The organism is Collimonas rhizosphaerae (genome assembly GCF_038896935.1).
GTDB classification, from domain to species: domain Bacteria; phylum Pseudomonadota; class Gammaproteobacteria; order Burkholderiales; family Burkholderiaceae_D; genus Collimonas; species Collimonas rhizosphaerae.
Genome location: NZ_JBANDC010000006.1, coordinates 197,860 through 220,052 on the forward strand (window position 1 = coordinate 197,860; position 22,193 = coordinate 220,052).

Below are 22,193 nucleotides of genomic sequence, written 5' to 3' on the forward strand. Positions count from 1 at the left end.
AATCGTCGGAAGCCGTGTTCCACTGCATGATATCGCTCGGCGTTGTGTAAGCACGCCAGACCTTGGCGATGGGAGCATTGATGAAAGTTTCGACGGTGATTTTCGTGACCATGATTCTTGCTGTCATTTGCTGTCAAGCGGTTGAAATGTCTTATCGGCGGGTTGCGCACGGAGCGTACCGGGAGGTACTCCATGCAGGCGCTTGAAGGCGCGGCTAAACGATGCTTCGGATTCGTATCCCAACTGCCGCGCCACATCAGCAACGGTCAGCTGGCCATGCCGCAACCAGGTGCCGGCAATGTGCATGCGCCACTGTGCCAGGTAGCGCGCCGGCGACAGGCCAACGGCGGAGGTGAAGCGCTCGGTGAACGCAGAGCGCGAAAGCGCGGCGATACGCGCCAGCGATCCGACCGACCATAGATGGCCGGGCTGGCGGTGGATGGCGGCGACTGCCCGCCCTATGCGGGGGTCTCGGACTCCCGCCAGCCAGCCCTTCGGATCGGCATCGTACGCTTCGGCCCAGGCTCGCACCAGATGCGTCACTACCGCGTCGGCCAGGCGCGCCATCACCGTCGCCGACCCTATGCGGCGGGCTGCCACTTCGGCCGCCATCAGGGACAGCAGGGTAGGAAGTGCCGGGTCCGCTGGATCGGTGCTGCGCAGCAAGACAAGCTCCGGCATCAACTCGGTGAGAGGGTGCACCGCCGGCTCTTCGAATTCGACGGCGCAGCACACGATTAGCGCGCGGGCGCCGCCGCCGCCCGCGCGCATATTGTGAGTTGTCGGTCCGATGGTGTCCTGGTCGAATTCTTGCAGCGGCCGCACGGCCGAGTTCGGATCATCCGCGATGGCGTGGCCCGTGCCGCGCGGTAGAAAAGCAAGGTCGCCTGTTTCGATCCAGACCGGTTCTTGGGACGGCAAGCGCAGCCAGCAACCGCCTTCGACGACGAAATGCAGACACACGCCGTCTTGCTGCGGGATCGCGACGCCCCAGGGCGCAGTCATATCGGTTCGGCAGTACGAGGCGCGGGTTAGCCTCAAGTCCTGAAGGACTGGGCTCAAATGGTCTGGTGTTCGACTTGAGGCGATGGGCTGGAAGCGGTTAGTCATCGGGCTGGGCGACTCGATTCAGAAGTTGGCGCTGGATATCGGGACGTGGCACCGATGCCGGCGCCATCGGCACCGGCGCCTCGAAGCTTCGTGTCGCCCAGGCGGCCGGCAGGGCCAGCGTGCACAGCGCCAATCCTACCAACACAACCGCGCTCACGTCAAACCGCACCAGCGCCCATCCACCCGCCAAGGATCCGGCCGCGATGCCCGCGTTGATGGCGGAGGCGCTCAGCGACGCGGCAAGATCGCCGCCTTGCCCGGCCAGTCCGACCACACGGATTTGAATGGCAGGAACCATGCCGAAACCGATAATGCCCCAGGCGGCCAAAATCAGCATCGCCATGAATGCACCAGAGCCAAAAAAGTAAAGTGAACTGAGCACGGCCAGCAGCAGCGCGTTGGCGACCACGATAGTGGCGCTTGCGTTGCGGTCTGCCAGACGGCCGCCAGCGAACATGCCCGCCGCGCTGGCGACGCCGTAGACCAGCAGATAGGCGGCGATTGACTTGTCCGTCGCCCCGGCGACTTGCTTGAGATACGGTGCGATATAGGTGAAGACGCTGAATTGTCCGCCCATCAACAACGCCGCCACGGCCAGCAGCGCCAATACGCGCGGTGCAAACGCAGCGCGCGCCTGTGCCATGGTGCCGACGGCGGCCCCGGCCTCGTGGCGCGGAACGATCGCCAGCGTCGCGGCCCACGCCAGCGCACCGAGTGCGGCGATGCCCGCGAACACCGCCCTCCAGCCCATCGCCTGCGCCATCCAGGTGCCTAGCGGCACGCCCAGCACGGTCGCAACGGCGACGCCGCCAAATACCATGGACATGGCCTGTCCGCGCTGCCTGGCGGGCACCAGTCCCGCGGCTACGACAGACGCCGCTCCCACGAACAGCCCGTGCATGGCGCCGGGCACGAAGCGCGCCAGCGCCAGCAGGCCAAAATGGCGAGAGACAATGATGACGACGTTAGACGCGACAAACACCGCCAGCGCCAAAGCCAGCACAAAGCGGCGCTCGAACCGCGTCGTCAGCGCAGTGGCAATGGGGCCGCCAATGGCGATGCCCAAGGCATACGCCATCACCAGGTGGCTGGCGGTGGCGATTGGTATCGCCAGGTCGCGAGCGACAAGATCCAGCACGCCGACAACGACAAACTCGGCCGTGCCGAAGACGAACGCGCTCAGCGCCAGCGCAAACAGCGCGGTTTGCGCCCTGGCCTGCGGATTCACGGGGCGGTGCGGGTGTAAACCGCGCGCGTTGCAAGCCGTTCCTTGTCGCCTGGACGCGTGAAGTACAGCTCGATCGTGTGGCGATCGTTGCTCTCGATGCGGATCACGGTGCGCATGGGAATCGACTTGCCGGCATACGCTTCGCCAGCCACGCCTTGGTCGGTGAACACGCCGGTCAGGCTGATGGCGGTCTGAGGGCCGGAGCCGGTGCTGCTGGCATAGCTCATCATTTCGGAGTTGACGGCATCAATGGTGACCCACTCATAGCGCCGGTCCATATTGCTGTAGCCTAGCCAGCCACGCCGCCAATAGCGTGCCCCCTCCAGGCTGCCTTCGGTCGTGTCCTCCAGATAGCGTCCGCCTGCAACCCATTCGCGCCGGGCCACAATGTCATCAGATGTGATGGGCGGTTCGTCATCCCGGCGCCCCAAGGTACCGTAGATACCCATCTGGACATGCCATGTGCCGACCAGCGGGGCGATCGCCGCATGGCCAGCGCCAGGCAGCCCGCGGCGTATCCACGCCGGCAGCTCCGCCGCTGCCGAACGGGCGCCCGGCGCCGGCAGATTGCTGTCTTGCGCGAGAACAAGGGGCGCCTCGGCGATGAGGGCAGTGAAGGTCAGCGCCGCTGCGCACCAAGGTTTCCAATGAATAGTCATACAGGTCATCCAGTTTGATTGGGTTGCGTTACGTGAGCCAGCGGCCGTAGCGCGGCGCCGCCGGTCCCGAAGTTCTCGGTAAGCAGTCTGACAGGTACCTCGGCTCCACTCTATGACCGTTTGACCGGTTTGCATCGCTGATTGTCTGGTGATCAGGCGATGGAATAGCCGCCGTCAACGAGCAGGCCGTGGCCGGAAACGAACGAGGCGTCATCCGAGGCAAGGAAAGCCACGACGGCAGCTATCTCTTCCGACCTGCCGGCACGGCCGGCAACGGTCGAGGCTGCGAAGGTGTCCTTCGCCTCGCTGCTCGGCCAGATGCGGTCTTGGAACGGGGTGTCGATGATGCCGGGATTGACGGCGTTGACCCGCACGCCTTGCTTGAACAATTCTATCGACGCCGTCTTGGTCAGGCCGAGAACCGCGTGTTTGCTGGCGATGTAGAGGCCCGCATTGGCGAAGCCGATGACGCCGCCCATCGATGCATTGTTGATGATGGTGCCGCCGCCTTGCGCCAGCATTGCCTTCGCTTCATGCTTCATCGACCAGAAGACGCCGCGGACATTGGCGTTGAAAATCGTGTCATACGTTTCATTCGATTGCTCCACGAAGGGTGTGAACTCACCTTCGGTACCAGCATTGTTGAAAGCAACGTCGATCCGGCCATAGAGCGAGATGGTCTTGGCAACCAGGTCGATCACATCTTGTTCGATATTGATGTCGGCGACGACGGCCGACGCTTCGTGACCATCCTTCCTGATCTCGGCGACGAGCGCGTCGATTTCGGCCCGGCGGCGGGCGCTGGCGACCACTTTGGCGCCACGGCGGGCCAGTTCGATGGCCGTGGCGCGGCCGATGCCGGAACTGGCGCCGGTGACCAGCGCGACTTTTCCGGAAAGAGTTTGGGGTGAGACGGAAGCATTCATTTGTTTCTCCATAATCAGTAAGTTGAGGGCTAAGGAAGGGAAAAAGAAAATTTCGCTGATTCCTTGGACGCTATTCTGCAACTTGATATTGATATGATAAAGTAGTCAATATTCCTTACAATACTGAATAATATTCATCAATGGAAAATTCCGAGCTTGCCGAACTTGCCGTGTTTGCCGTGGTGGCGAAGTACCTGAGCTTTCGCCAGGCAGCCACCGAACGAGGCACATCTGCGTCAGCGATCAGTCATTCGATACGCAGCCTGGAAACCCGGGTGGGGGTACGTCTTTTTCATCGCACCACGCGCAGTGTTTCGCTGACTGAAGCCGGGGAGATATTGTTTACTCGGCTGGGGCCGGCATTTTCGGATATGCGGGCAGCCGTGGATGAGTTGAACTCCTTCCGCGCCACGCCTTTCGGTACAGTCAGGATCAATGTTCCCAACTCGATTGCTCCCTTTGTACTCGGCGATGCGATGGAGCTGCTGCTGAAGCGCAATCCCGGACTGAAGCTGGAGGTGGTGGCCACCGACACGCTGGTCGATATCGTGGAACAAGGTTTCGATGCGGGAATCCGCTTCGGCGAACGTCTATCGCAGGACATGATCGCGGTTCGGATCAAATCGAAGTTCCGCTTCACCGTCGTCGGCTCGCCCAGCTATTTCGAAGGCAAGCAGCCACCTTTGACACCCCATGATCTGCACAGCCACACATGTATCCGATATGCATTTCCCAGCGGAACGATCTTCAATTGGGAGTTCTTCAAGAACGGCGAGACCGTTCAGGTCGAGGTCTCGGGGCCGTTAACGGTCGATAGCCAAGAATTAATGGCGGATGCCGCGGCGCGAGGTTTGGGCCTGGGATACGTCTGGGAAGACCGCGCCGCGCCTTATCTGCGCGATGGCCGGCTCAGGCGCTGCCTCGAGGACTGGTGTAATGTCGACGAAGGGCTATTCCTCTATTTCCCAAGCCGCAGGCACCAGTCTGCCGGTCTCAGAGCATTGATTGAGGTAATGAAGGCATAGGTAATAGTTCGCTGTTGGAATTGCAGGCCGGGCAGCGGACCTGCTCCAAAATCCTTGTTGCCATCAAATACATGGCGCAGCGTGTCGGAAGTGACGTATTTCTGACGACATAGGTCGCCGGGTTTTTCCGGTAAACAACCGAGGACTACGCTGAAGCGATGTTGGTAGCAACGCCGGCGTCATGCGCCTGCTGGTCGGCATGGTAGGAACTGCGCACCATGGCGCCCACCGCGGCGTGCGCGAAACCCATCTTGTAAGCTTCCTCTTCATACATCTTGAACACGTCAGGATGCACATAGCGCCGCACCGGCAGGTGGTTCCCGCTCGGCATCAGGTACTGGCCGATGGTCAGCATGTCGACATCGTGGGCGCGCATGTCGCGCATGACTTGCAAGACTTCTTCATCGGTTTCGCCGAGGCCGACCATGATGCCGGATTTGGTCGGCGTGTTCGGATGCAGGGCCTTGAAGCGTTTCAGCAAATTCAGCGAATATTCGTAGTCGGAGCCTGGCCGCGCTTCCTTGTACAGGCGCGGCGCGGTTTCCAGGTTGTGGTTCATGACGTCGGGCGGCGCCAGGTTGAGGATCTCCAGCGCGCGGTCCATGCGGCCGCGGAAGTCCGGCACCAGGATTTCGATGCGGGTGTTCGGCGACAGCGCACGCACGTGGCGGATGCACTCGGCAAAGTGGCCGGCGCCGCCGTCGCGCAGGTCGTCGCGGTCGACGCTGGTGATGACGACGTAATTCAGTTTCAGCGCAGCGATGGTCTTGGCCAGGTTTTCCGGCTCGTTGACGTCAAGCGGATCGGGACGGCCGTGGCCGACGTCGCAGAACGGGCAGCGGCGGGTGCACTTGTCGCCCATGATCATGAAAGTGGCGGTGCCCTTGCCGAAACATTCGCCGATGTTCGGGCAGCTGGCTTCTTCGCATACCGTGACCAGGCTGTTGGCGCGCAGGATGTCCTTGATTTCATAGAAACGCGACGATGGCGAGGCCGCCTTGACGCGGATCCAGTCCGGCTTTTGCAAACGCTCGACCGGGATGATCTTGATCGGGATGCGCGCAGTCTTGCTGGCGCCCTTCTGCTTTTCGGACGGATTGTAGCTGGCGGCGGCAACGCTGGTTTCGGCAGGCAGCGACGGCGTGGTTTCTGTGGTCATGGTCTAGGCGTTTCCTTGCGGGAGTCCAGGGAAGGGACTCAGTTAAAACGGTCAATCAGTTTGTGAGCAAGCGCTAACTGCATCTCAGAGAGAGCTATATCAACGCCCAGTGTTTTCATATCGACGGTGGCGAGGCCTTCGTAGCCGCACGGGTTGATCCAGGAAAAAGGCTCCAGGTCCATGCTGACATTGAGCGACACACCGTGGTAAGTGCAGCCGCTGCCCCTTACTTTCAAGCCAAGGGCGGCGATCTTCGCACCTTGCCAGGCGCCGTCGGCAATATAAATCCCGGGCGCGCCGGCCTTGCGTTCACCGGCCAGATTATACGCTGCCAGCGTGTCGATCACCGCCTGCTCGATGCCCTGCACGAATTCCCGCACGAACAGGCGGGCGGCGGGACGCCGGCGGCGCAAGTCCAGCAGCAGGTAAATCACTACCTGGCCCGGTCCGTGGTAGGTCACTTCGCCGCCGCGGTCGGTCTGTATCACCGGGATATCGTGCGGCGCCAGCACGTGGCTCGGATCGGCGCCCAAACCCAGCGTAAACACCGGCGGGTGCTCGACGATCCAGAGCTGGTCCGGGGTATCAGCGGAACGGGAATCAGTGAACGCGCGCATCGCGTCAAAACTGACGGAGTACGGCTCGACGCCGCGCTGGATGATCTGGGGGCTGGGCGGATGATCGGGGGAACGGAGCTGCTGCACGCTGGACATAAGCGCAAGTGTAACGAAAAAAAGCGGCCGGCGTGCAGAAACGGCGATACGCCGCGGCTGGCACGCCGGCGCGCGGTCAGGTCCTCAGGGGGCCAAGTAAACTCTCGGGAGATTGCCAGTTCGGCAAGGCGCGGATGCGTTGCAGCCAGGCGATCACATGCGGCGGCAGCGCGACTTTGGCGGCGTCGGCCCAGAACAGGTAGCCGCACAGGGAAAAATCGGCGGCGGTCGGCAGTTCATCGATGATGAACGCGCGGCCATCGGCCAGTTCCGCTTCCAGCCTGGCGATATCCGCGTCAAACCGGCCCTGCAGCCAGTCGACGGCGCCGGCAGGGTATTCCTGCGGCGCAAAGCTGCGCGCCCAGCGCAGCTGCGGCAAACACATGCCGAGCCGGTTGGCTTCCCAGAACAGCCATTCGTGCACGCGCGCCATGCGGCTCGCCGATTCGGCGCCGAAACCGCCCGTGTGCTGCGCCAGGTGGCAAAGGATGGCGTCGGATTGCGCATACGGCTCGCCGTTGTGCACCAGCAACGGCACCTGGCCGAACCTGGCCAGGCTGCGAAACGGCTCCGGCCGCTGGCCGTGCGGCTGGTCGATATCGATTGCCTGGTAATCGTGGACCACGCCGCTGACCGCCAGCATCAAGGCGACCTTATAGGCGTGCCCCGAATTTGCATTGCCGTAAAGCGTGATCTCGTCTTGCATGCCGGACATCAGGTCAGCAGGCTACAGGACGGGCGCCCAACGGCTTGCCGAGGCCGGCGCGTACGCTGGCAGCCGGCAGGCGAGTCGATTGCCGCTGGATCTGCACCACGCTGTTGCCCTTGACGGCTTCGATGACGATATGGCTGTCGGCGGCAACGTTGAGGAACTGCCCGGCATGCAGCCAGTAGTCGTCGCCTTGTCCTGCCACCGTCACCCATACGCGGCCTTGCATGATCTGCAGGGTCTGGGCCACCGGGGCAGTGACCGACATGGCTTGGCCGGCGCCTATGGACAACGATTCGTTAGCTAATAATTTTCTCATGATGTCACTCCTTGAAACTGCTGGTATATTGGATGCCACATCAGCCGATGAACCGCTTGATATAGACATTCCTTGTTTCTACAGAGCCATTCTAGTCGTGCGGTAGGCGGTTGCAAAACGAGTAATTTTCCTTCCCCTTGCTAATTTTCCTCATATAACATGGCTGATCTCAGAAAACTGCCGAATCTCTCCGCCCTGCGCGCCTTCGAGGCCGCCGCCCGCAACGACAGCTTTTCGCGTGCGGCCGAAGAAATCTATGTGACGCCAGGTGCGATCAGCCATCAAATCCGGGCCCTGGAACAAGAACTGGGCATCATGTTGTTCAGCCGCCACGGTAAACGGATCACGATCACCGAGCAGGGGCAGCGTTTTGCCGCCGTCATCCGCAAATCCCTGAATGAAATCGCGTTTGCCGCCGAAGCGCTGAAGATGGACGCCAAGCAAAAGCGATTGACGATTTCCGCCCTGCCCTCGTTTGCCGCGCGCTGGCTGGCGCCGCGGCTGTGGAAATTCATCGACCTGCATCCCGATACCGAGGTGGTGCTGCAGTCGAGCAACCACCTCAACGACTTGGAACGTGAACCTATCGACGTCGGCCTGCGCTACGGCCTGGGGCATTACCCGGGGCTGGTGGTGGAGAAACTGATGGATGATTTTTACTATCCGGTGGCCAGCCCGAACTACCGCGGCGGCAAGTTGCCGAAAACGCCGCAGGAACTGGAACAGTGCAGCCTGTTGCGGATGGATACGGAATCGTCCTGGCTGCCGTGGTTCGAGGCGGCCGGCATCGACCTGGTGGAGCCGACCGGCGGCTTGCTGATCGAGGACGCCTCGATGCTGCTGCGTTCGGCTTCGGACGGCCTGGGGATTGCATTGACGCGGCACGCGATTGCGCTGCAGGAGATTGCTTCGGGAGAGCTGGTGCGCTTGTTCGACGTCGTCGCGCGCTGCCCGCTATCCTATTATTTCGCCTGCACCAAGGAAGCGATGAGCAAACCGCAGGTGCAGGCTTTCCATCGCTGGCTGCTGGACGAGGTGAGGGCTTTCAAGGCGCAAAGCGAATGGCCCGGGGCGCCCGAGCCATGATTCGCTTTACAGGACCATCTTCACCATCGGATGCGACGACAGCGCCCGGTACAGGTTATCCAGCTGCTCGCGGTTGACGGCATACACATTGGCCGTCAGGCCGGTGTAATTGCCCTTGGACGACGGCCGCACTTCCAGCTTGTCGATATGAAAAGTAGGATCGTGCTGCACCACCACGCCGATGATGGTCTCTGCGAAAGCATCGTGCGTCGGCCCCATGATCTTGATGGGGAACACGCTTGGATATTCGATCAGGCTGTCGGCTGGATCGATTGGCTTGGTCAGGTCGGTCATGGTCTTTACTCTTTAGTGATGTTACTGGCAGGTAGTTTACTCCGTGTAGCGTTTCGTATGTAATGGAGCTTCAGAAATGGTGGATTTTCGTGCCAGGCTAGGCGCAAACCGGAGCGATAGTGGTGCTATCGCGAGGATTTGCAACGACGCATGGCGCGAAAAAACACCGTTTATGAAGTTTCATTACATACGAAACGCTGCACCAGCTCATCGGCGGCATGCAATTCTGCAGGAACGGCTTGTTCAAATGAAAACAGGGTGGAAATTTCCACCCTGCAACCATCCGTCCGGCTATCCGAAAGAAACCGGTTCGTTTCAGGCAGCAGCCTTGGCTTGCTGATAAGCCTCGTATAACTGCTTGTATATGGGGCCGGGAGCGCCGTTTCCAATAGCCTTGCCGTCAATCGACACCACCGGCAGCACTTCCTTGGTGGCCGACGACAGCAGCACTTCATCGGCAGCGAACACCTCTTCGCGCGCAATCCGGCGCGCTTCGAACGGAATGCCGCCGGCGGCGCACAACTCCTCGATCAGGCGGTAGCGGATGCCTTCCAGGATCAGGTTGTCCTTGGGCGGCGCCATCAGCTTGCCGTGCTTGACGATCCAGACATTCGACGACGACGCTTCGGTCAGCCAGCCGTCGCGGAACTGGATCGCTTCCACCACGCCGTGCTCGGCGGCATTTTGCGCCGCCAGCACATTGCCCAGCAGGGAGATCGACTTGATTTCGCAATGCAGCCAGCGCTGGTCTTCCATCGAAACGCAAGGCACGCCGCTGGCGCGCAGCGCGTCGCTCGGCAATACCAGCGGATTGGTCATGATGAACACGGTCGGCGCCAGCGCTTCTTTCGGGAACGCGTGGCCGCGCTTGGCGACGCCGCGCGTGACGTGGATGTAGACCATCTGGTCATGCGCCGGATGGGCGTCGATCACGCCCTGGATCAGCGCCAGCCACTGCTCCCTGTCATGCGGATTTGTAATACTGATTTTCGCCAGGCTGCGGAACAGGCGCGCCAGGTGGTGCTCGGAACGGAACAGCCTGCGGCCGTAGATAGGAATCACCTCATACACGCCATCGCCAAAAATGAAGCCGCGGTCGAGTACCGGGATGCGCGCTTCGGACAGCGGCGTCATGCTGCCGTTAAGATAAACCAGCGGGTCTTGCATGATCGGATTCCTGAAAAAGTAGAGGATTCAATTCTGGCACAGCGCCGGCGTGCAGGGTATGCAAAAAAAGTATGCGGAAGACAGGCGGATGCGCCGCCTCCCCTTTTCCGCCACGACAGGATGATTCCGGTGCGATGCGGTAGCATGTGCATACTTCAACTTCGAGGAAGCGCCCCTCTCGCTTTCTTCTCTTATCCCGACCATGACCACCACCCCCGTCCTCACCCGCTGCGCCTGGGCCAATCCCGCCAATCCGCGCTACCTGGCCTACCACGACGAAGAATGGGGCAAGCCCTGCCACGATGAGGTGCGGCTGTTCGAAATGCTGAACCTGGAAGGCGCGCAAGCCGGCCTCAGCTGGGAAACCATCCTCAACAAGCGCGACAACTACCGGCGCGCGTTCGACAACTGGGACGCCAGGAAAATCGCCCGCTACGACCAGGACAAGGTCGCCGCCCTGCTGGCCGACGCCGGCATCGTCCGCAACCGCCTGAAGATTGCCGCCGCCATCAGCAACGCCCAGGCTTATCTCAAGCTGCGCACCGAAGCCGGCGGCCTGGCGCCTTTCCTGTGGGCCTATGTGGACGGCAAGCCGATCCAGAACGAATGGACGCTGCTGGGCGGCAATCCTGCCACGACGCCCTTGTCCGACCGCATTTCCAAGGACCTGGCCAAGCGCGGCTTCAAATTCGTCGGTTCCACCATCATCTACGCCTACATGCAGGCGATCGGCATGGTCAACGACCATTGCGTCGAATGCTTCCGGCACCAGGCGGTGGCAGAGTAACGCCAAGAGTCATTGAACGCCGCGAAACCGGCTCAACCGGCTTAAAGCGGCTCAGTCCGCCTGCCGGCCGCCCGCAGCCGCCAGCAGGTGGGCGACAACCTCGGTCAGCTGCTCGACCAGTTCCGGATCCATGTACTGGTATTCGTCCGGAATATCCAGCACGTGGATGGTCTTGTGCTCCAGCAGGCGCCCGAACTCGGCGACGATGCGGTTCTTGTGCTTTTTCTCCATCACAAAAATCACATCGGCCCAGCTGATATCGCCGGCGCTGATTTTCCTGCGCGCATTCGGGCTGGTTCCGGCCGAGCGCGCCTGTATCCCGGGCTGGCGCCGCCATACCTGTTCGCCTGTGGGGCTGCGCCATTGGTTGCGGCTGCAGACAAAGAGTAATTTGGTCATTTACCGGTTTGCCGGTGACGGCGATTTATTTATTCTGGCAACATGGTACATCGCGCGCCGCCCCTTTCCGTCTTTACAGCGTTCTGCTACATTGCCGCCATGCCTAAACTGACCTTAGACCGGATCCTGCAATCGCAGGGTTTCGGCAGCCGAAAATATTGCCGCGAGCTGATTGAAGACGGCGAAGTCGCCATCAACGGCGCCGCCGTCACCGACTACAAGTCCACGCCCGACACCGACGGCCTGGTGTTCACCCTGTTCGAGGAAGAATGGACTTACCGCGAACACGTCTATATCGTGCTCAACAAGCCGGCCGATATCGAATGCTCGCGCAAGCCCAGCCACCATCCCGGGGTGCTGAGCATCCTGCCGGAACAATTCAGCTGGCGCGACGTGCAGCCGGTCGGACGGCTCGACCACGACACCACCGGCCTGCTGCTGATGTCGGACGACGGCAGCTTCATCCATGCGCAGTCGTCGCCCAAGCGGCATGTGCCGAAGCTGTACGTCGCCACCACCCACGATCCTGTCACCGAAGAACTGGTGCAGAGCCTGCTGGCCGGCGTCAAGCTGCATGACGAGCCGCAAACGCTGGCGGCCGTCAGCTGCCGCGTGCTGGGCACGCATGAAATCGAAATCGTGCTGGAACAGGGCAAATACCATCAGGTCAAGCGCATGCTGGTCGCCGCCGGCAACCATTGCTCAGCCTTGCGCCGCACCGCCATCGGCGGCCTGACGCTGGAAGCGCTGGAACTGGAATTGGGAGAATGGTGCTATCTGGAACCGGAGCACCTGGCCCTGCTGGTGCCTGCGTAGCGCGAAAAAAAGCGCAGGACCTGAGTCCTGCGCTTTTTGCTTCCGGGAGCTCCCGGAAATCAGTGCGAGCGGATCATGGTGCCGAACGCCTGTTCGGTCAGCACTTCCAGCAACAGCGAATGCTCGATCCGGCCATCGATGATGTGCACTGTATTGACGCCCGACTTGGCTGCATCCAGCGCCGATGAAATCTTCGGCAGCATGCCGCCGGAGATGGTGCCGTCCTTGAACATTTCGTCGATTTCACGGGCTGACAGGTCAGTCACCAGGTTGCCTTGCTTGTCTTGCACACCAGCAATATTGGTCATCATGATCAGCTTTTCCGCATGCAGGATCTCGGCGATCTTGCCGGCCACGACGTCGGCGTTGATGTTGTATGCCTGGCCGTCGGCGCCAAAGCCGATCGGCGAAATGATCGGAATGAAGGCGTCGTCCTGCAAGGCTTTGACCACGGCCGGATTGATGGCTTCGATTTCGCCGACAAACCCGATGTCGAGGAATTCGCCCGGTTTTTCCCGGTCCGGCATGCGATATTTGCGGGCCCGGATCAGGCCGCCGTCCTTGCCGGTCAGGCCAACCGCCTGGCCGCCGTAGTGGTTGATCAGCATCACGATATCCTGCTGCACTTCGCCGCCCAGCACCCACTCCACCACTTCCATGGTTTCTTCGTCGGTGATGCGCATGCCTTGCACGAACGTGCCCTGCTTGCCGATTTTCTTCAGCGCATTGTCGATCTGCGGGCCGCCGCCATGCACCACCACCGGGTTCATGCCGACCAGTTTGAGCAGGATCACGTCGCGCGCGAAGCCGTGCTTCAGGCGTTCTTCGGTCATGGCGTTGCCGCCGTATTTGACGACAATGGTTTTACCGTGGAATTGACGGATGTAAGGTAACGCCTCGGCCAGAATTTCCGCTTTGATTCCTGGTGCAACGTTGGCAAGATCGTTGGTCAAATCGGCCATGAACAGTCCTACGAGAGAGTTCCGAAAAGCTGGGGGTGCTGCGTGGTCGCGGCGCGGTTCAATACCGGTGGCTAACGACCCGTCGACCTGAAACAGTTTGTCAGAAGAAAGTAAAAAGGTGCAAAGACTGCAACTCTGGGGGAGTTAAAAATCGCTGCGCGATGGATCAGCGCGATTTTACATGGAAATGCGCTTGCTTAGGTACGGCTGACACGCCAATAATCATGCGATGTTGCGTAGATATATCAATGCCGGGAAGATGGTTATCCTGACAGCGGTTTCCCTCACTACGCCCACAAGCCTTCAAAGGATAAACGGAATGGCGCAATGTCCCGCCTGCCGGCAACAGTTCTCCTGCGGCGCCAGCCAGCATGCGAGCCAGCCCTGCTGGTGCAGCCGCCTGCCGCCGCTGGGCGGCGCCAGCCTCACGGCGGCAGGATGTTATTGCCCGGATTGCCTGCAGCGCCTGCTGCGGCACGAACAAAAACAGGCACAAGAACCGGCCGCTGGAAAAACCTTGCCCTAAGGACTAAGGGCAGCTGCGCACTTCCTGGGCAGGAAAATCCAGCTTGATCTTGTCGAAGGCAAGCTTGGCGTCGCCGCCCAGGTCGCGCAGCTGGAACGCCACCTTGCTGGAACTGACGCTGCGCGTGCCGACCTTGGCGCCGCTCAAGCCGCGCTTGGCCAGGCTGGCGACCTGCTTTTGCGCCGCTTCGTCGGTCTTGAAAATGCCCAGTGAAATGCCATAGCGCAGCGGACTCGAATCCTGGATCACGAAAAAGTCGCTGATCCCCAGCCGGCGCACCTCGTCGGCCTTGGCGTCGGCCGCTTCCTTGCTGCCCAGCGACGGCAGGTAGACCATGTGGCTAGCCACTTCCTGGGTTTCACGGCGGACAAATTTGACGGCCGGCACGCGTTCCGCCAGCTGGCTCGAAAAACGCCGCGCTTCGGCCGCGGTGAAATTGCCGACTTCGGTGCAGGCCACCGGCGCCAGTTCAGCGGCCGTGGGCGCCGGCGCCAGCGCGGCGCTGGCGAGCGAGGCAACCGCAGCCGGGGCCATAACGTTCTCGGCCGCGGTCATCCTGATCTTGTCCGGCTGCAGCTGCCTGCCGATGCGCGCCGGCTCCCTGCCGTCGCTGTAGAGCGCGCCGAGATAGCCTTTTTGCATGGCAAACAAGGCGGCATTCGCCAATAACAACAGCCAGAAAATTATTTTCAACATGGTTCAGATAGTTGCCGCGGCAGTTTGTAGACCGATCAATACCAGATTATCAACTGTTTCGTGGGCGATGGACAGGTAGGGCGCCACCAGCGCCGCCGAACCGCCGGCCACGACACAAAGTATATGCGCGCCAGATTGCCGGCCCAGCAACGCAAAGGCCCGTTCGATGGCGCCGACCTGGGCGTTGATGCAGCCGCTGATGATGGCGTCGTCGGTGTTGTCGGCAAACAGCGTGTTGACTTGCACATGGTCCGTCACATGCGGCAATCGCGCGGTGCTGCGCGCCAGCGAGGTCGCCATCAAGCCCAGCCCCGGCAGTATCATGCCGCCGCTGAACACGCCGTCGGCGCTGACCGCATCGATGGTGGTCGCCGTGCCGCAGGTGGCGACCAGCAGGGTCTGCTGCGGAAACAGGCGTTGCGCGCCGAGCGCTGCGGCAAAGCGGTCGCATCCGAGCTGCGCCGGGTCGCGGTAAGCGTTGCGCAGGCCGGCCAGCTGCGGCAGCGAAACAAACCAGTGGGGCCGCACGGCAGCGCCGAAAACCGTCTCCAGCAACGTCTGCAGACGCTCTTGCACATGTTCGCCAGCAACGTTCGAAACCAGTATGCGCGTCACCGCCAGCTTGCGCCAGCGTTCGCTCAGCGCCACCAGTTCGCCCAGCGCCGTCGAACCGCTGTCGAGCCACGCGCCCGCCAGGTCGCCTGGCTGCGGCATGGCCGTAAGCGCCCATTTGATGCGGGTATTGCCGACATCGATCAACAGCATGCCCATGGTTCAGTCTTCCTTCGGCCGCAATGAAATGTCGCCGGCCATGATCGCAATCGGGCTGCTGCCGCCATCGGTTTGCAGCAGCAGGCGTCCGATCTGGTCGATACCCAGCGCGCGGCCTTCATGCAGCGTCTTGCCCTGGTCCAGGATCAGCACCTGCTGGCCGGCAAACGCATGCAGCCGGTTCCAGCGCTCGACGAAAGCCGCCAGGCCGGCGTTTTCGAATTGCCGCATGGTCTGCGCCAGCGCGCTGAGCAGCGATCCAAGCAGCAGGTCGCGGTCCTGCGCCGCCGCCGCCGGCAGGCTGGCGGTGCGGCGCCCGATCTGTTCCTGCAGCTGTTCCGGCATGGCGAGATTGATGCCGATGCCGACCACCGCCCATAGCTGCTGGTCCGGCGCGGTCGCGGTTTCGATCAGGATGCCGGCCAGCTTGCGGCCGCCTTGCAAGACATCGTTCGGCCATTTCAGCTGGACCTCGACGCCGAAATCGGCCAGGGTCTCGGCAATCGCCACGCCCACCGCCAGCGGCAGGCCGACCAGCGTTTGCAACGGCGCGGCAAACGGCCAGGCCAGCGAAAACGTCAGCGCCGCCGACGGCGCCGTCAGCCACGCGCGGCCGGCGCGGCCGCGGCCGGCAGTCTGCGTCTGCGCCGCCAGCAAGGTCGGCGCGCCGAGCGCCCTGGAGCGGTCACCGCTGGCGACGCGCGCCAGCAGGTCAGCATTGGTGGAGCCGGTCTCGGCCACTACCTCGACCCTGCACTGTTCAGCGTGGTAGCCGGCAAATGCGGTGATGCGGGCGGCCGACAAATGGCTCGCGGGCGAAATTGGTGCAATAAATTGGACAGTCATGCCGCGCATTGTAGCGGGAGTTATGCCGGAATGCGGCTCGCCATGCGCGGGATTCCCCATGAAAACACAATAAAAAACAACGGCGCCGCTAATCCGTATGGCATATTTCTCTGGAAACCGTTAAATCGCTTGTCCGAGCGGCGTTTCCGGCCGGGTTTTATCACTGCCGTAATAGTCTGGAAAGCAATTCTCCCTTAAACTGACACGATGCCGAACCCAGATTCCACTACTCCTGTTCTCGATCTTAAAGATGGCAGCCTGGTAGCCGCCCGCGGCAACTGGCAGGTGCATGCCTTGACGCAGCCGGGGGTGATCTGGGAATTGCAGGCCAAGCTGAGAAAACTGGGCGGGAAAAACGACGCATTGCGCTGGGATTTGTCGGGGATCGGCACGCTGGACCATATCGGCGCGCAATTTCTGTGGAACGCATGGGGCAAAACCCGGCCCAGGCAACTGACCTTGGCGCCGCAGCACCGCGATTTTTTCCAGCGCCTGGCCAGCGCCGGCACCCTGGCATTACCGCCCAAGCCGCCGCGCCGCCGCCTGCTCAACGTGATTTACGACATCGGCGCCGAGATGCTGGAGCATGTGTCCGGCTTTATCACCCTGCTGGGACAACTGGTGCTGGATTTCCTGCGCATGGTGCGCGCGCCGCAGCGGGCGCCGTGGAAAGAGATTTCCGCCAACGTCTACCACGTCGGCTACCAGGCGCTGGGAATTACGGCGCTGGTCGGCTTCCTGATCGGCGTGGTGCTGTCGTTCCTGTCGGCACAGCAATTGCATACCTTTGGCGGCGATATCTACCTGGTGAACATCCTCGGCATGAGCATTATCCGCGAACTGGGGCCGTTGCTGGCGGCGATCCTGGTGGCCGGCCGCTCCGGCTCGGCGATCACCGCACAGCTGGGCGTGATGCGCGTGACCGAAGAACTCGACGCGATGCTGGTGATGGGCTTGCCGCACGGCTTCCGGCTGATCTTGCCGCGCGTGCTCGCGTTGCTGGTGGCGATGCCCTTGCTGGTCATCTGGACCGACGCCATCGCGCTGCTGGGCGGGATGGTCGCCGCGCAGTTGCAGCTGGGTTTGTCGCCGACTTATTTCCTGCAGCAGTTGCCGAACGCAGTGCCGCTGCCCAATTACCTGATCGGCCTCGGCAAAGGCGCGGTGTTCGGCGGCCTGATTGCGATGGTGGCCTGTTATTTCGGCCTGCGCATCGAACCGAATACGGAAAGCCTGGGGCACGGCACCACCACCTCGGTGGTGACCGCCATCACCATCGTGATCGTGGCCGATGCGGTGTTTGCGATCATTTTCAGCGGCGTGGGATTCTGATGGCCGAGCACGCACCCATCATCGAGGTCGACAAGCTCTGGACCCAGTTCGGCCAGGCGGTGATCCACCAGGACCTGGACCTGCGCATAGAAGCCGGCGAGATCGTCGGCCTGGTGGGAGGCTCCGGTTCCGGCAAGACCACGCTGGTGCGCCAGATACTCGGGCTGAACCGGCCGACCAAGGGCAAGGTGATGGTGTTCGGCACCGATATCAGCCAGGCCGATGTCGACCAGATGTACGCGCTGCAAAACCGCTGGGGCATGCTGTTCCAGCAGGGCGCCCTGTTTTCGGCGCTGACCGTCCTCGACAACGTGGCGCTGCCGATGCGCGAGTTGCGCGCCTTGCCGGACCGGCTGATCAGGGACGCCGCCCTGCTCAAGCTGCAGATGGCCGGCATCGGCCCTGAACATGCGCTGAAAATGCCGTCCGACCTGTCCGGCGGCATGGTCAAGCGGGTGGCCCTGGCGCGTGCGCTGGCGCTGGAACCGGAACTGCTGTTTCTCGACGAACCGACGGCCGGGCTCGATCCGGCATCGTCGGCCGCTTTTATCGAACTGATCCGTTCGCTGCACAAAGACATGCGCCTGACGGTAGTGATGATCACCCACGACCTGGAGCCGCTGCTGGCGTTGTCGACCAAGATCGCGGTGCTGGCGGACAAGCATGTGATCGCCTACGACACGCCGGAGCGCGTGATGAAAGTGCGGCATCCGTTCATCGAAACATTTTTTCTTACTGCTAACCGTTTTGAGCATGAAACTTGCGGATAAATGCAGAAAGCGTAAATAGGAAGTCTTATGGAAAATAAAGCGCATGCCCTGATCGCCGGACTGTTCACGGTGGCCTTGCTGATCGCGGCGCTGTTCGGCGTCATGTGGTTCAACAGCGACCGGGTGGAACGGATCCCTTACCAAATCGCCACCAAGCTGTCGGTGCCGGGCCTCAATCCGCAAGCCGACGTGCGTTACCGCGGCCTGGATGCCGGCAAGGTCGACACCATCACCTTCGATCCGAAATCGCCGGGGCAGATCCTGATCAAGATCAAGGTCAATCCGGATACGCCGATGACGCAATCCACCTTCGCCACCCTGGGCTACCAGGGCGTGACCGGGATCGCCTATATCCAGCTCGACGACGACGGCAGCAAGCCGCTCAAGCTCGACAGCAGCAAGCAGCACCTGGCGCGCATAGAGCTGCGGCCGAGCCTGTTCGACAACCTGCAGAGCAAGGGCGCGGTGATTCTGTCGCGCGCCAACGATACGGTGGAAAGACTGAACAGCCTGCTCGATCCCGAGAACCAGAAAACCATGGTGAAAGCGTTCAGCGACGTCAGCAAGACCGTCAACGAATACCAGGGCATCCCGCAGCAGCTGCAGCCGACCCTGAACCAGCTGCCGGCCCTGACCAGCCAGCTGAACCAGGCGCTGGCCTCGGTCACGGCGCTGTCCAACAACATGATGGTGCTCAGCAAGAACCTCAACACCTTGACCGCCAGCCTGCAAGGACCGGACGGCGCTGTCGCCAACCTGGCCGGGGCGGTGCAGAATATCGGCTCGGTCGCCAATGGCGTCGAATACGATACGCTGCCGCGTTTCAATGTGCTGACCACGGAAGCGCGCTCGTCGATGCGCAGCCTGAACCAGACCCTGGACCATCTCAACCAGCAGCCGCAAAGCATCCTGTTCGGCAGCAAGCCGCTGCCTCCCGGACCCGGCGAAGCGGGTTTTGTCGCCCCAGGAAAATAAACATTCGCGCGGCAGAGATCGCACTCTGCCGCCAACCGATTAAAGGCATGCCATGACCGCTATCTTGAAAACCCTGTCGTCGTTCCTTGCGATTGCCCTGGTCGCGGGCTGCGCCAGCAAGGTCGACGCGCCGACCCAATACGACCTCGGCCTGCTGCCTCCCGCAGCCGCGACCGCCGCGCCAGCCTTGCCCGCCGTCAGCGTGGCCGACGTCAATGCGCCGGCCTGGCTGGACAACAACATGATGTATTTCCGCCTGGCCTACGCCAACCAGCTGCAGCCCCGGCCATACGCCGCCAGCCGCTGGACCATGCCGCCGGCGCAGCTGTTCCAGCAGCGCCTGAAATCGCGCCTGGCCCAGGCTGGCGGCACGGTGCTGGCGATGTCGGACGCCGCGCTGAATATTCCTTTGCTGCGCATCGACATGGATGATTTCACGCAAACCTTCGATACTCCCGCGCACAGCCTGGCGACGCTGCAGGTACGGGCTTCTCTGTTCAACGGCCGCACGCTGCTGGCGCAAAAGAGCTTCAGCCGCCAGGCCGCGACTCCCAGCGCCGACGCCGCCGGCGCCGCCAGCGCTTTCGTGGCGGCCAATGACGGCGTGATCGATGACCTGATGAGCTGGCTGGCGACAGTGGCGCCGAAAAAATAATGACGCAACAAGCAACCGTTTCAAATTCTTCAGCCGCGTCGTCGTTTGCCCGCGTCAGCCTGCTGATCTACCTGCTGCTGATCATCTACGCCAGCTGGTATCCGTTTGCCGGCTGGCGCGACCTCGGCCTGACCGCCTTCGCCTACCTGGGCGCGCCGCTGCCGCATTACTGGACCGTGTTCGATGTCTGGACCAATATCGCCGGTTACCTGCCGCTAGGCATGCTGATGGTGCTGTCGTTGCCGCGCTCGCGCCGCTGGTCGCCGTATTGGTCGGTATTGCTGGCGACCCTGGCCGGCATCCTGGTCTCGGGCGCCATGGAGGCAGTGCAGACTTTCCTGCCGACCCGCGTCGCCTCCAACCTGGACCTGATGACCAACAGCGCCGGCGCCTTGCTCGGCGCGGTGCTGGGCGTCATCCTGCGGCCGCGCTTCGGCCCCGACAGCCGCTTGCTGCAGCTGCGCGAGCACTGGTTCAACCGTGAAGCCAGCCAGGGCATGGTGGTGGTCGCGCTGTGGCCGCTGGCGCAGATTTATCCGCTCAGCCACCTGTTCGGCTTCGGCCAGTTCACCTCCATGCTGTCGACCTGGCTGTCCGACCTGCTGGAACAGCCGATCGACCTGCAAGCCTGGCTGACCAACGATATCCAGTTCAGCGCCGACCAGTACTGGCTGACCGAGACCATCATCACCGCCTGCGGCCTGACCGGGGCCGCCTTGACCTTCCTGATCCTGCTGCGCCAGCAGGCGCCGAAATTGCCGCTGACCTTGCTGCTGGTGTTTCTCACGCTGATGACCAAGATCCTGGCGACGGCGCTGCTGTTCGCGCCCGACAACGCCTTCGTCTGGCTGACCCCCGGCTCATTCGGCGGCCTGCTGATCGGCGGCCTCATGCTGAGCGGCCTGGCCTATGCGCCGCAGCTGGCGCAACGGCGCCTGGCCGGGCTGACCCTGGCCATATCGCTGTTGCTGGTCAATGTCATGCCGGACAATCCGTATTACACCGAAACCGTGCAAACCTGGTCGCAGGGGAAATTCCTGAACTTCAACGGCGTCGCCCAGTTCCTGGCCCTGCTGTGGCCGTTCTGCACGCTGTGGTTCCTGTTCCATCCGATGCACAAGCGGCGCCGCGAGCTGGCGCAGCGCGACTCGCGGCAGCCCCGCTCCTGAAATCAAAATGGCGGCGGTGTATGATTCCCGTCTGTATTGGTCAACTATTCCAGAATCCTGCCATGAGCGATAAGCCGTTTTACGAACACCACGTATTTTTTTGCCTGAACCAGCGCGAACCGGGCGAACGCGTCTGCTGCGCCAACGCCGGCGCCCAGGCCGCGCAGGAGCATGCCAAGCGCCGCGTCAAGCAGCTCGGCCTGGCCGGCGAAGGCAAGGTGCGGATCAACAAGGCCGGCTGCCTCGAACGCTGCGAAGAGGGGCCGGCGCTGGTGATTTATCCTGAAGGCGTCTGGTACACCTACGTCGACAATGAAGACATCGACGAAATCATCGATGTCCATATCGTCGGCGGCAAGATTGTCGAACGCCTCAAAATCTAAGCAACACGCATTCCGTCGCCATCAATCAGAACCATCAATGCAATGAACGCCCAAACGCTTCCCTTTTTCATCGCCGGCGCTGTCGGCCAGCTCGAATGCGCGCTAGACCTGCCCGATCCTTCAACCTTCGCCGCGCCGCGCGGCCTGGCGCTGGTGGCGCATCCCCATCCGCTGTTCGGCGGCACCATGGACAACAAGGTAGTGCATACGCTGGCGCGCGGTTTCCTGGCGCTGGGTTATGCCACGGTGCGCATGAATTTCCGCGGCGTCGGCAAATCCGAAGGCGTGCATGACGAAGGGCGCGGCGAAACCGACGATATGGCGCTGCTGCTGGCCCACATGCGCCAGCAGTATCGCGACCTGCCGCTGGTGCTCGGCGGATTCTCGTTCGGCACTTTCGTCCAGGCGCAATTGCAGCAGCGCCTGAACCAGGCCGGCACGCCGGCCGACCGGCTGGTGCTGGTCGGCACCGCCGCCGGCAAATGGCCGATGCCGACCGTGCCGGCCGACACCATCCTGATCCACGGCGAGCTGGACGATACGATTCCGCTCGCTGCCGTATTCGAATGGGCGCGTCCGCAAGACATCCCGGTAATCGTGATTCCCGGCGCCGATCATTTTTTTCATCGCCGGCTGCAACATATCAAGAATCTCATGGTCGAAATGTGGCGTCGCTAAAAGACGCGGTTTAAAGACGATGCAAGCATGCTG

The 22,193-nt window shown here is 62.0% G+C and carries 27 protein-coding genes and 1 pseudogene; 12 read left to right on the top strand and 16 right to left on the bottom strand.

Annotated elements, in window-relative coordinates; genetic code table 11:
* Position 1 precedes the first annotated feature (1 nt).
* The 5 genes and pseudogenes from V8G57_RS10835 to V8G57_RS10855 form a co-directional block, all read right to left on the bottom strand.
* Positions 2-127, bottom strand: a pseudogene (locus tag V8G57_RS10835) (hypothetical protein); the annotation flags it as partial.
* Positions 124-1,110: an AraC family transcriptional regulator gene (locus V8G57_RS10840; protein WP_342829385.1), complete on the bottom strand. Its 987-nt coding sequence runs from the start codon at positions 1,108-1,110 to the stop codon at positions 124-126. The pseudogene V8G57_RS10835 and the gene V8G57_RS10840, both read right to left, overlap by 4 nt.
* The gene (locus tag V8G57_RS10845) at positions 1,103-2,338 is read right to left on the bottom strand and encodes an MFS transporter (RefSeq protein WP_342829386.1); all 1,236 of its coding nucleotides are present in this window, start codon (positions 2,336-2,338) and stop codon (positions 1,103-1,105) included. The genes V8G57_RS10840 and V8G57_RS10845 overlap by 8 nt, the downstream gene beginning before the upstream one ends.
* A complete protein-coding gene (locus V8G57_RS10850; protein ID WP_342829387.1) occupies positions 2,335-2,997 on the bottom strand; it encodes a DUF1579 family protein in 663 nt (220 codons plus the stop codon). The genes V8G57_RS10845 and V8G57_RS10850 overlap by 4 nt, the downstream gene beginning before the upstream one ends.
* 152 nt (positions 2,998-3,149) lie before the next feature.
* Entirely contained in the window at positions 3,150-3,923 is a 774-nt protein-coding gene (locus tag V8G57_RS10855; protein ID WP_342829388.1) for an SDR family NAD(P)-dependent oxidoreductase, read from the bottom strand.
* Positions 3,924-4,063: 140 nt separating this feature from the next.
* Here V8G57_RS10855 and V8G57_RS10860 point away from each other — a divergent pair, with 140 nt between their 5' ends.
* Positions 4,064-4,948, top strand: coding sequence for a LysR family transcriptional regulator (locus V8G57_RS10860; RefSeq protein ID WP_342829389.1), 885 nt, complete (start codon positions 4,064-4,066; stop codon positions 4,946-4,948).
* 145 nt (positions 4,949-5,093) lie between these two features.
* Here V8G57_RS10860 and lipA read toward each other — a convergent pair whose 3' ends face one another.
* The 4 genes from lipA to V8G57_RS10880 form a co-directional block, all read right to left on the bottom strand.
* Positions 5,094-6,107 carry a lipoyl synthase gene (lipA, locus tag V8G57_RS10865; RefSeq protein ID WP_342829390.1) on the bottom strand — a complete coding sequence of 338 codons (1,014 nt, stop codon included), beginning with the start codon at positions 6,105-6,107 and terminating at the stop codon, positions 5,094-5,096.
* Positions 6,108-6,145: 38 nt separating this feature from the next.
* Complete coding sequence (gene lipB / locus V8G57_RS10870; protein WP_342829391.1) at positions 6,146-6,820, bottom strand: lipoyl(octanoyl) transferase LipB; 675 nt, start codon at positions 6,818-6,820, stop codon at positions 6,146-6,148.
* Between the two features lie 76 nt (positions 6,821-6,896).
* Complete coding sequence (locus V8G57_RS10875; RefSeq protein WP_342829392.1) at positions 6,897-7,535, bottom strand: glutathione S-transferase family protein; 639 nt, start codon at positions 7,533-7,535, stop codon at positions 6,897-6,899.
* Between the two features lie 4 nt (positions 7,536-7,539).
* Positions 7,540-7,848: a DUF2917 domain-containing protein gene (locus V8G57_RS10880; RefSeq protein WP_342829393.1), complete on the bottom strand. Its 309-nt coding sequence runs from the start codon at positions 7,846-7,848 to the stop codon at positions 7,540-7,542.
* Between the two features lie 159 nt (positions 7,849-8,007).
* Here V8G57_RS10880 and gcvA point away from each other — a divergent pair, with 159 nt between their 5' ends.
* Positions 8,008-8,934 (top strand): transcriptional regulator GcvA, encoded by a 927-nt coding sequence (gene gcvA, locus V8G57_RS10885; RefSeq protein ID WP_144738231.1) that lies wholly within the window; start codon positions 8,008-8,010, stop codon positions 8,932-8,934.
* 6 nt (positions 8,935-8,940) lie between these two features.
* Here the strand turns inward: gcvA and V8G57_RS10890 are convergent, their stop codons facing one another.
* Together V8G57_RS10890 and V8G57_RS10895 are read right to left on the bottom strand one after the other, a co-directional pair.
* A complete protein-coding gene (locus tag V8G57_RS10890) occupies positions 8,941-9,228 on the bottom strand; it encodes a DUF493 family protein (RefSeq protein ID WP_092395541.1) in 288 nt (95 codons plus the stop codon).
* 315 nt (positions 9,229-9,543) lie between these two features.
* The gene (locus tag V8G57_RS10895) at positions 9,544-10,395 is read right to left on the bottom strand and encodes a D-amino acid aminotransferase (protein ID WP_342829394.1); all 852 of its coding nucleotides are present in this window, start codon (positions 10,393-10,395) and stop codon (positions 9,544-9,546) included.
* Positions 10,396-10,597: 202 nt separating this feature from the next.
* Between V8G57_RS10895 and V8G57_RS10900 the strand changes: the two genes are divergently transcribed.
* Entirely contained in the window at positions 10,598-11,182 is a 585-nt protein-coding gene (locus V8G57_RS10900; protein ID WP_144738229.1) for a DNA-3-methyladenine glycosylase I, read from the top strand.
* 51 nt (positions 11,183-11,233) lie between these two features.
* Here the strand turns inward: V8G57_RS10900 and V8G57_RS10905 are convergent, their stop codons facing one another.
* Positions 11,234-11,581 carry a low molecular weight protein tyrosine phosphatase family protein gene (locus V8G57_RS10905; protein ID WP_092395547.1) on the bottom strand — a complete coding sequence of 116 codons (348 nt, stop codon included), beginning with the start codon at positions 11,579-11,581 and terminating at the stop codon, positions 11,234-11,236.
* Between the two features lie 99 nt (positions 11,582-11,680).
* Between V8G57_RS10905 and V8G57_RS10910 the strand changes: the two genes are divergently transcribed.
* Entirely contained in the window at positions 11,681-12,397 is a 717-nt protein-coding gene (locus tag V8G57_RS10910; RefSeq protein ID WP_342829396.1) for a pseudouridine synthase, read from the top strand.
* A 59-nt stretch (positions 12,398-12,456) separates the two neighbouring features.
* Here the strand turns inward: V8G57_RS10910 and argB are convergent, their stop codons facing one another.
* Positions 12,457-13,359: an acetylglutamate kinase gene (argB, locus tag V8G57_RS10915; RefSeq protein WP_014008176.1), complete on the bottom strand. Its 903-nt coding sequence runs from the start codon at positions 13,357-13,359 to the stop codon at positions 12,457-12,459.
* Between the two features lie 319 nt (positions 13,360-13,678).
* On the opposite strand from argB, the gene V8G57_RS10920 reads away from it, so the two are divergent.
* On the top strand, positions 13,679-13,885 hold the full coding sequence (locus V8G57_RS10920) for a cysteine-rich CWC family protein (protein WP_342829397.1): 207 nt from the start codon (positions 13,679-13,681) through the stop codon (positions 13,883-13,885).
* A gap of 3 nt (positions 13,886-13,888) precedes the next feature.
* Here V8G57_RS10920 and V8G57_RS10925 read toward each other — a convergent pair whose 3' ends face one another.
* From V8G57_RS10925 to V8G57_RS10935, 3 genes are read right to left on the bottom strand one after another with little or no spacing between them, the layout of a single operon-like run.
* Positions 13,889-14,581: an SPOR domain-containing protein gene (locus V8G57_RS10925; protein ID WP_342829398.1), complete on the bottom strand. Its 693-nt coding sequence runs from the start codon at positions 14,579-14,581 to the stop codon at positions 13,889-13,891.
* 3 nt (positions 14,582-14,584) lie between these two features.
* Positions 14,585-15,352, bottom strand: a complete 768-nt coding sequence (locus tag V8G57_RS10930; protein ID WP_342829399.1) for a type III pantothenate kinase — start codon at positions 15,350-15,352, stop codon at positions 14,585-14,587.
* Between the two features lie 3 nt (positions 15,353-15,355).
* Positions 15,356-16,198, bottom strand: coding sequence for a biotin--[acetyl-CoA-carboxylase] ligase (locus tag V8G57_RS10935; RefSeq protein ID WP_342829400.1), 843 nt, complete (start codon positions 16,196-16,198; stop codon positions 15,356-15,358).
* Positions 16,199-16,405: 207 nt separating this feature from the next.
* Between V8G57_RS10935 and V8G57_RS10940 the strand changes: the two genes are divergently transcribed.
* The 7 genes from V8G57_RS10940 (at position 16,406) to V8G57_RS10970 (ending at position 22,160) form a co-directional block, all read left to right on the top strand.
* Positions 16,406-17,530 (top strand): MlaE family ABC transporter permease, encoded by a 1,125-nt coding sequence (locus V8G57_RS10940; protein ID WP_342829401.1) that lies wholly within the window; start codon positions 16,406-16,408, stop codon positions 17,528-17,530.
* The gene (locus V8G57_RS10945) at positions 17,530-18,300 is read left to right on the top strand and encodes an ABC transporter ATP-binding protein (RefSeq protein ID WP_342829402.1); all 771 of its coding nucleotides are present in this window, start codon (positions 17,530-17,532) and stop codon (positions 18,298-18,300) included. Before V8G57_RS10940 ends, V8G57_RS10945 begins: the two co-directional genes overlap by 1 nt.
* Positions 18,301-18,327: 27 nt before the next feature.
* Positions 18,328-19,275 (top strand): MlaD family protein, encoded by a 948-nt coding sequence (locus V8G57_RS10950; protein WP_092395559.1) that lies wholly within the window; start codon positions 18,328-18,330, stop codon positions 19,273-19,275.
* Between the two features lie 52 nt (positions 19,276-19,327).
* Positions 19,328-19,930 carry an ABC-type transport auxiliary lipoprotein family protein gene (locus V8G57_RS10955; protein ID WP_342829404.1) on the top strand — a complete coding sequence of 201 codons (603 nt, stop codon included), beginning with the start codon at positions 19,328-19,330 and terminating at the stop codon, positions 19,928-19,930.
* On the top strand, positions 19,930-21,099 hold the full coding sequence (locus V8G57_RS10960) for a VanZ family protein (protein ID WP_342829405.1): 1,170 nt from the start codon (positions 19,930-19,932) through the stop codon (positions 21,097-21,099). Before V8G57_RS10955 ends, V8G57_RS10960 begins: the two co-directional genes overlap by 1 nt.
* Positions 21,100-21,161: 62 nt before the next feature.
* Positions 21,162-21,482 carry a (2Fe-2S) ferredoxin domain-containing protein gene (locus tag V8G57_RS10965; RefSeq protein ID WP_041742684.1) on the top strand — a complete coding sequence of 107 codons (321 nt, stop codon included), beginning with the start codon at positions 21,162-21,164 and terminating at the stop codon, positions 21,480-21,482.
* A 42-nt stretch (positions 21,483-21,524) separates the two neighbouring features.
* Positions 21,525-22,160 carry an alpha/beta hydrolase gene (locus V8G57_RS10970; RefSeq protein WP_342829406.1) on the top strand — a complete coding sequence of 212 codons (636 nt, stop codon included), beginning with the start codon at positions 21,525-21,527 and terminating at the stop codon, positions 22,158-22,160.
* Positions 22,161-22,193: the final 33 nt, after the last annotated feature.

Coding starts and splice junctions, on each gene's coding strand:
- V8G57_RS10965 (WP_041742684.1), top strand. CDS start 21,162: ATGAGCGATAAGCCGTTTTACGAACACCACGTATTTTTTTGCCTGAAC.
- V8G57_RS10930 (WP_342829399.1), bottom strand. CDS start 15,352: ATGGGCATGCTGTTGATCGATGTCGGCAATACCCGCATCAAATGGGCG.
- V8G57_RS10950 (WP_092395559.1), top strand. CDS start 18,328: ATGGAAAATAAAGCGCATGCCCTGATCGCCGGACTGTTCACGGTGGCC.
- V8G57_RS10935 (WP_342829400.1), bottom strand. CDS start 16,198: ATGACTGTCCAATTTATTGCACCAATTTCGCCCGCGAGCCATTTGTCG.
- V8G57_RS10970 (WP_342829406.1), top strand. CDS start 21,525: ATGAACGCCCAAACGCTTCCCTTTTTCATCGCCGGCGCTGTCGGCCAG.
- V8G57_RS10895 (WP_342829394.1), bottom strand. CDS start 10,395: ATGCAAGACCCGCTGGTTTATCTTAACGGCAGCATGACGCCGCTGTCC.
- V8G57_RS10920 (WP_342829397.1), top strand. CDS start 13,679: ATGGCGCAATGTCCCGCCTGCCGGCAACAGTTCTCCTGCGGCGCCAGC.
- V8G57_RS10860 (WP_342829389.1), top strand. CDS start 4,064: ATGGAAAATTCCGAGCTTGCCGAACTTGCCGTGTTTGCCGTGGTGGCG.
- V8G57_RS10880 (WP_342829393.1), bottom strand. CDS start 7,848: ATGAGAAAATTATTAGCTAACGAATCGTTGTCCATAGGCGCCGGCCAA.
- V8G57_RS10910 (WP_342829396.1), top strand. CDS start 11,681: ATGCCTAAACTGACCTTAGACCGGATCCTGCAATCGCAGGGTTTCGGC.
- V8G57_RS10840 (WP_342829385.1), bottom strand. CDS start 1,110: ATGACTAACCGCTTCCAGCCCATCGCCTCAAGTCGAACACCAGACCAT.
- gcvA (WP_144738231.1), top strand. CDS start 8,008: ATGGCTGATCTCAGAAAACTGCCGAATCTCTCCGCCCTGCGCGCCTTC.
- V8G57_RS10960 (WP_342829405.1), top strand. CDS start 19,930: ATGACGCAACAAGCAACCGTTTCAAATTCTTCAGCCGCGTCGTCGTTT.
- V8G57_RS10855 (WP_342829388.1), bottom strand. CDS start 3,923: ATGAATGCTTCCGTCTCACCCCAAACTCTTTCCGGAAAAGTCGCGCTG.
- V8G57_RS10925 (WP_342829398.1), bottom strand. CDS start 14,581: ATGTTGAAAATAATTTTCTGGCTGTTGTTATTGGCGAATGCCGCCTTG.
- lipB (WP_342829391.1), bottom strand. CDS start 6,820: ATGTCCAGCGTGCAGCAGCTCCGTTCCCCCGATCATCCGCCCAGCCCC.
- V8G57_RS10900 (WP_144738229.1), top strand. CDS start 10,598: ATGACCACCACCCCCGTCCTCACCCGCTGCGCCTGGGCCAATCCCGCC.
- V8G57_RS10945 (WP_342829402.1), top strand. CDS start 17,530: ATGGCCGAGCACGCACCCATCATCGAGGTCGACAAGCTCTGGACCCAG.
- V8G57_RS10875 (WP_342829392.1), bottom strand. CDS start 7,535: ATGTCCGGCATGCAAGACGAGATCACGCTTTACGGCAATGCAAATTCG.
- argB (WP_014008176.1), bottom strand. CDS start 13,359: ATGGCCGATTTGACCAACGATCTTGCCAACGTTGCACCAGGAATCAAA.
- V8G57_RS10850 (WP_342829387.1), bottom strand. CDS start 2,997: ATGACTATTCATTGGAAACCTTGGTGCGCAGCGGCGCTGACCTTCACT.
- lipA (WP_342829390.1), bottom strand. CDS start 6,107: ATGACCACAGAAACCACGCCGTCGCTGCCTGCCGAAACCAGCGTTGCC.
- V8G57_RS10940 (WP_342829401.1), top strand. CDS start 16,406: ATGCCGAACCCAGATTCCACTACTCCTGTTCTCGATCTTAAAGATGGC.
- V8G57_RS10890 (WP_092395541.1), bottom strand. CDS start 9,228: ATGACCGACCTGACCAAGCCAATCGATCCAGCCGACAGCCTGATCGAA.
- V8G57_RS10905 (WP_092395547.1), bottom strand. CDS start 11,581: ATGACCAAATTACTCTTTGTCTGCAGCCGCAACCAATGGCGCAGCCCC.
- V8G57_RS10955 (WP_342829404.1), top strand. CDS start 19,328: ATGACCGCTATCTTGAAAACCCTGTCGTCGTTCCTTGCGATTGCCCTG.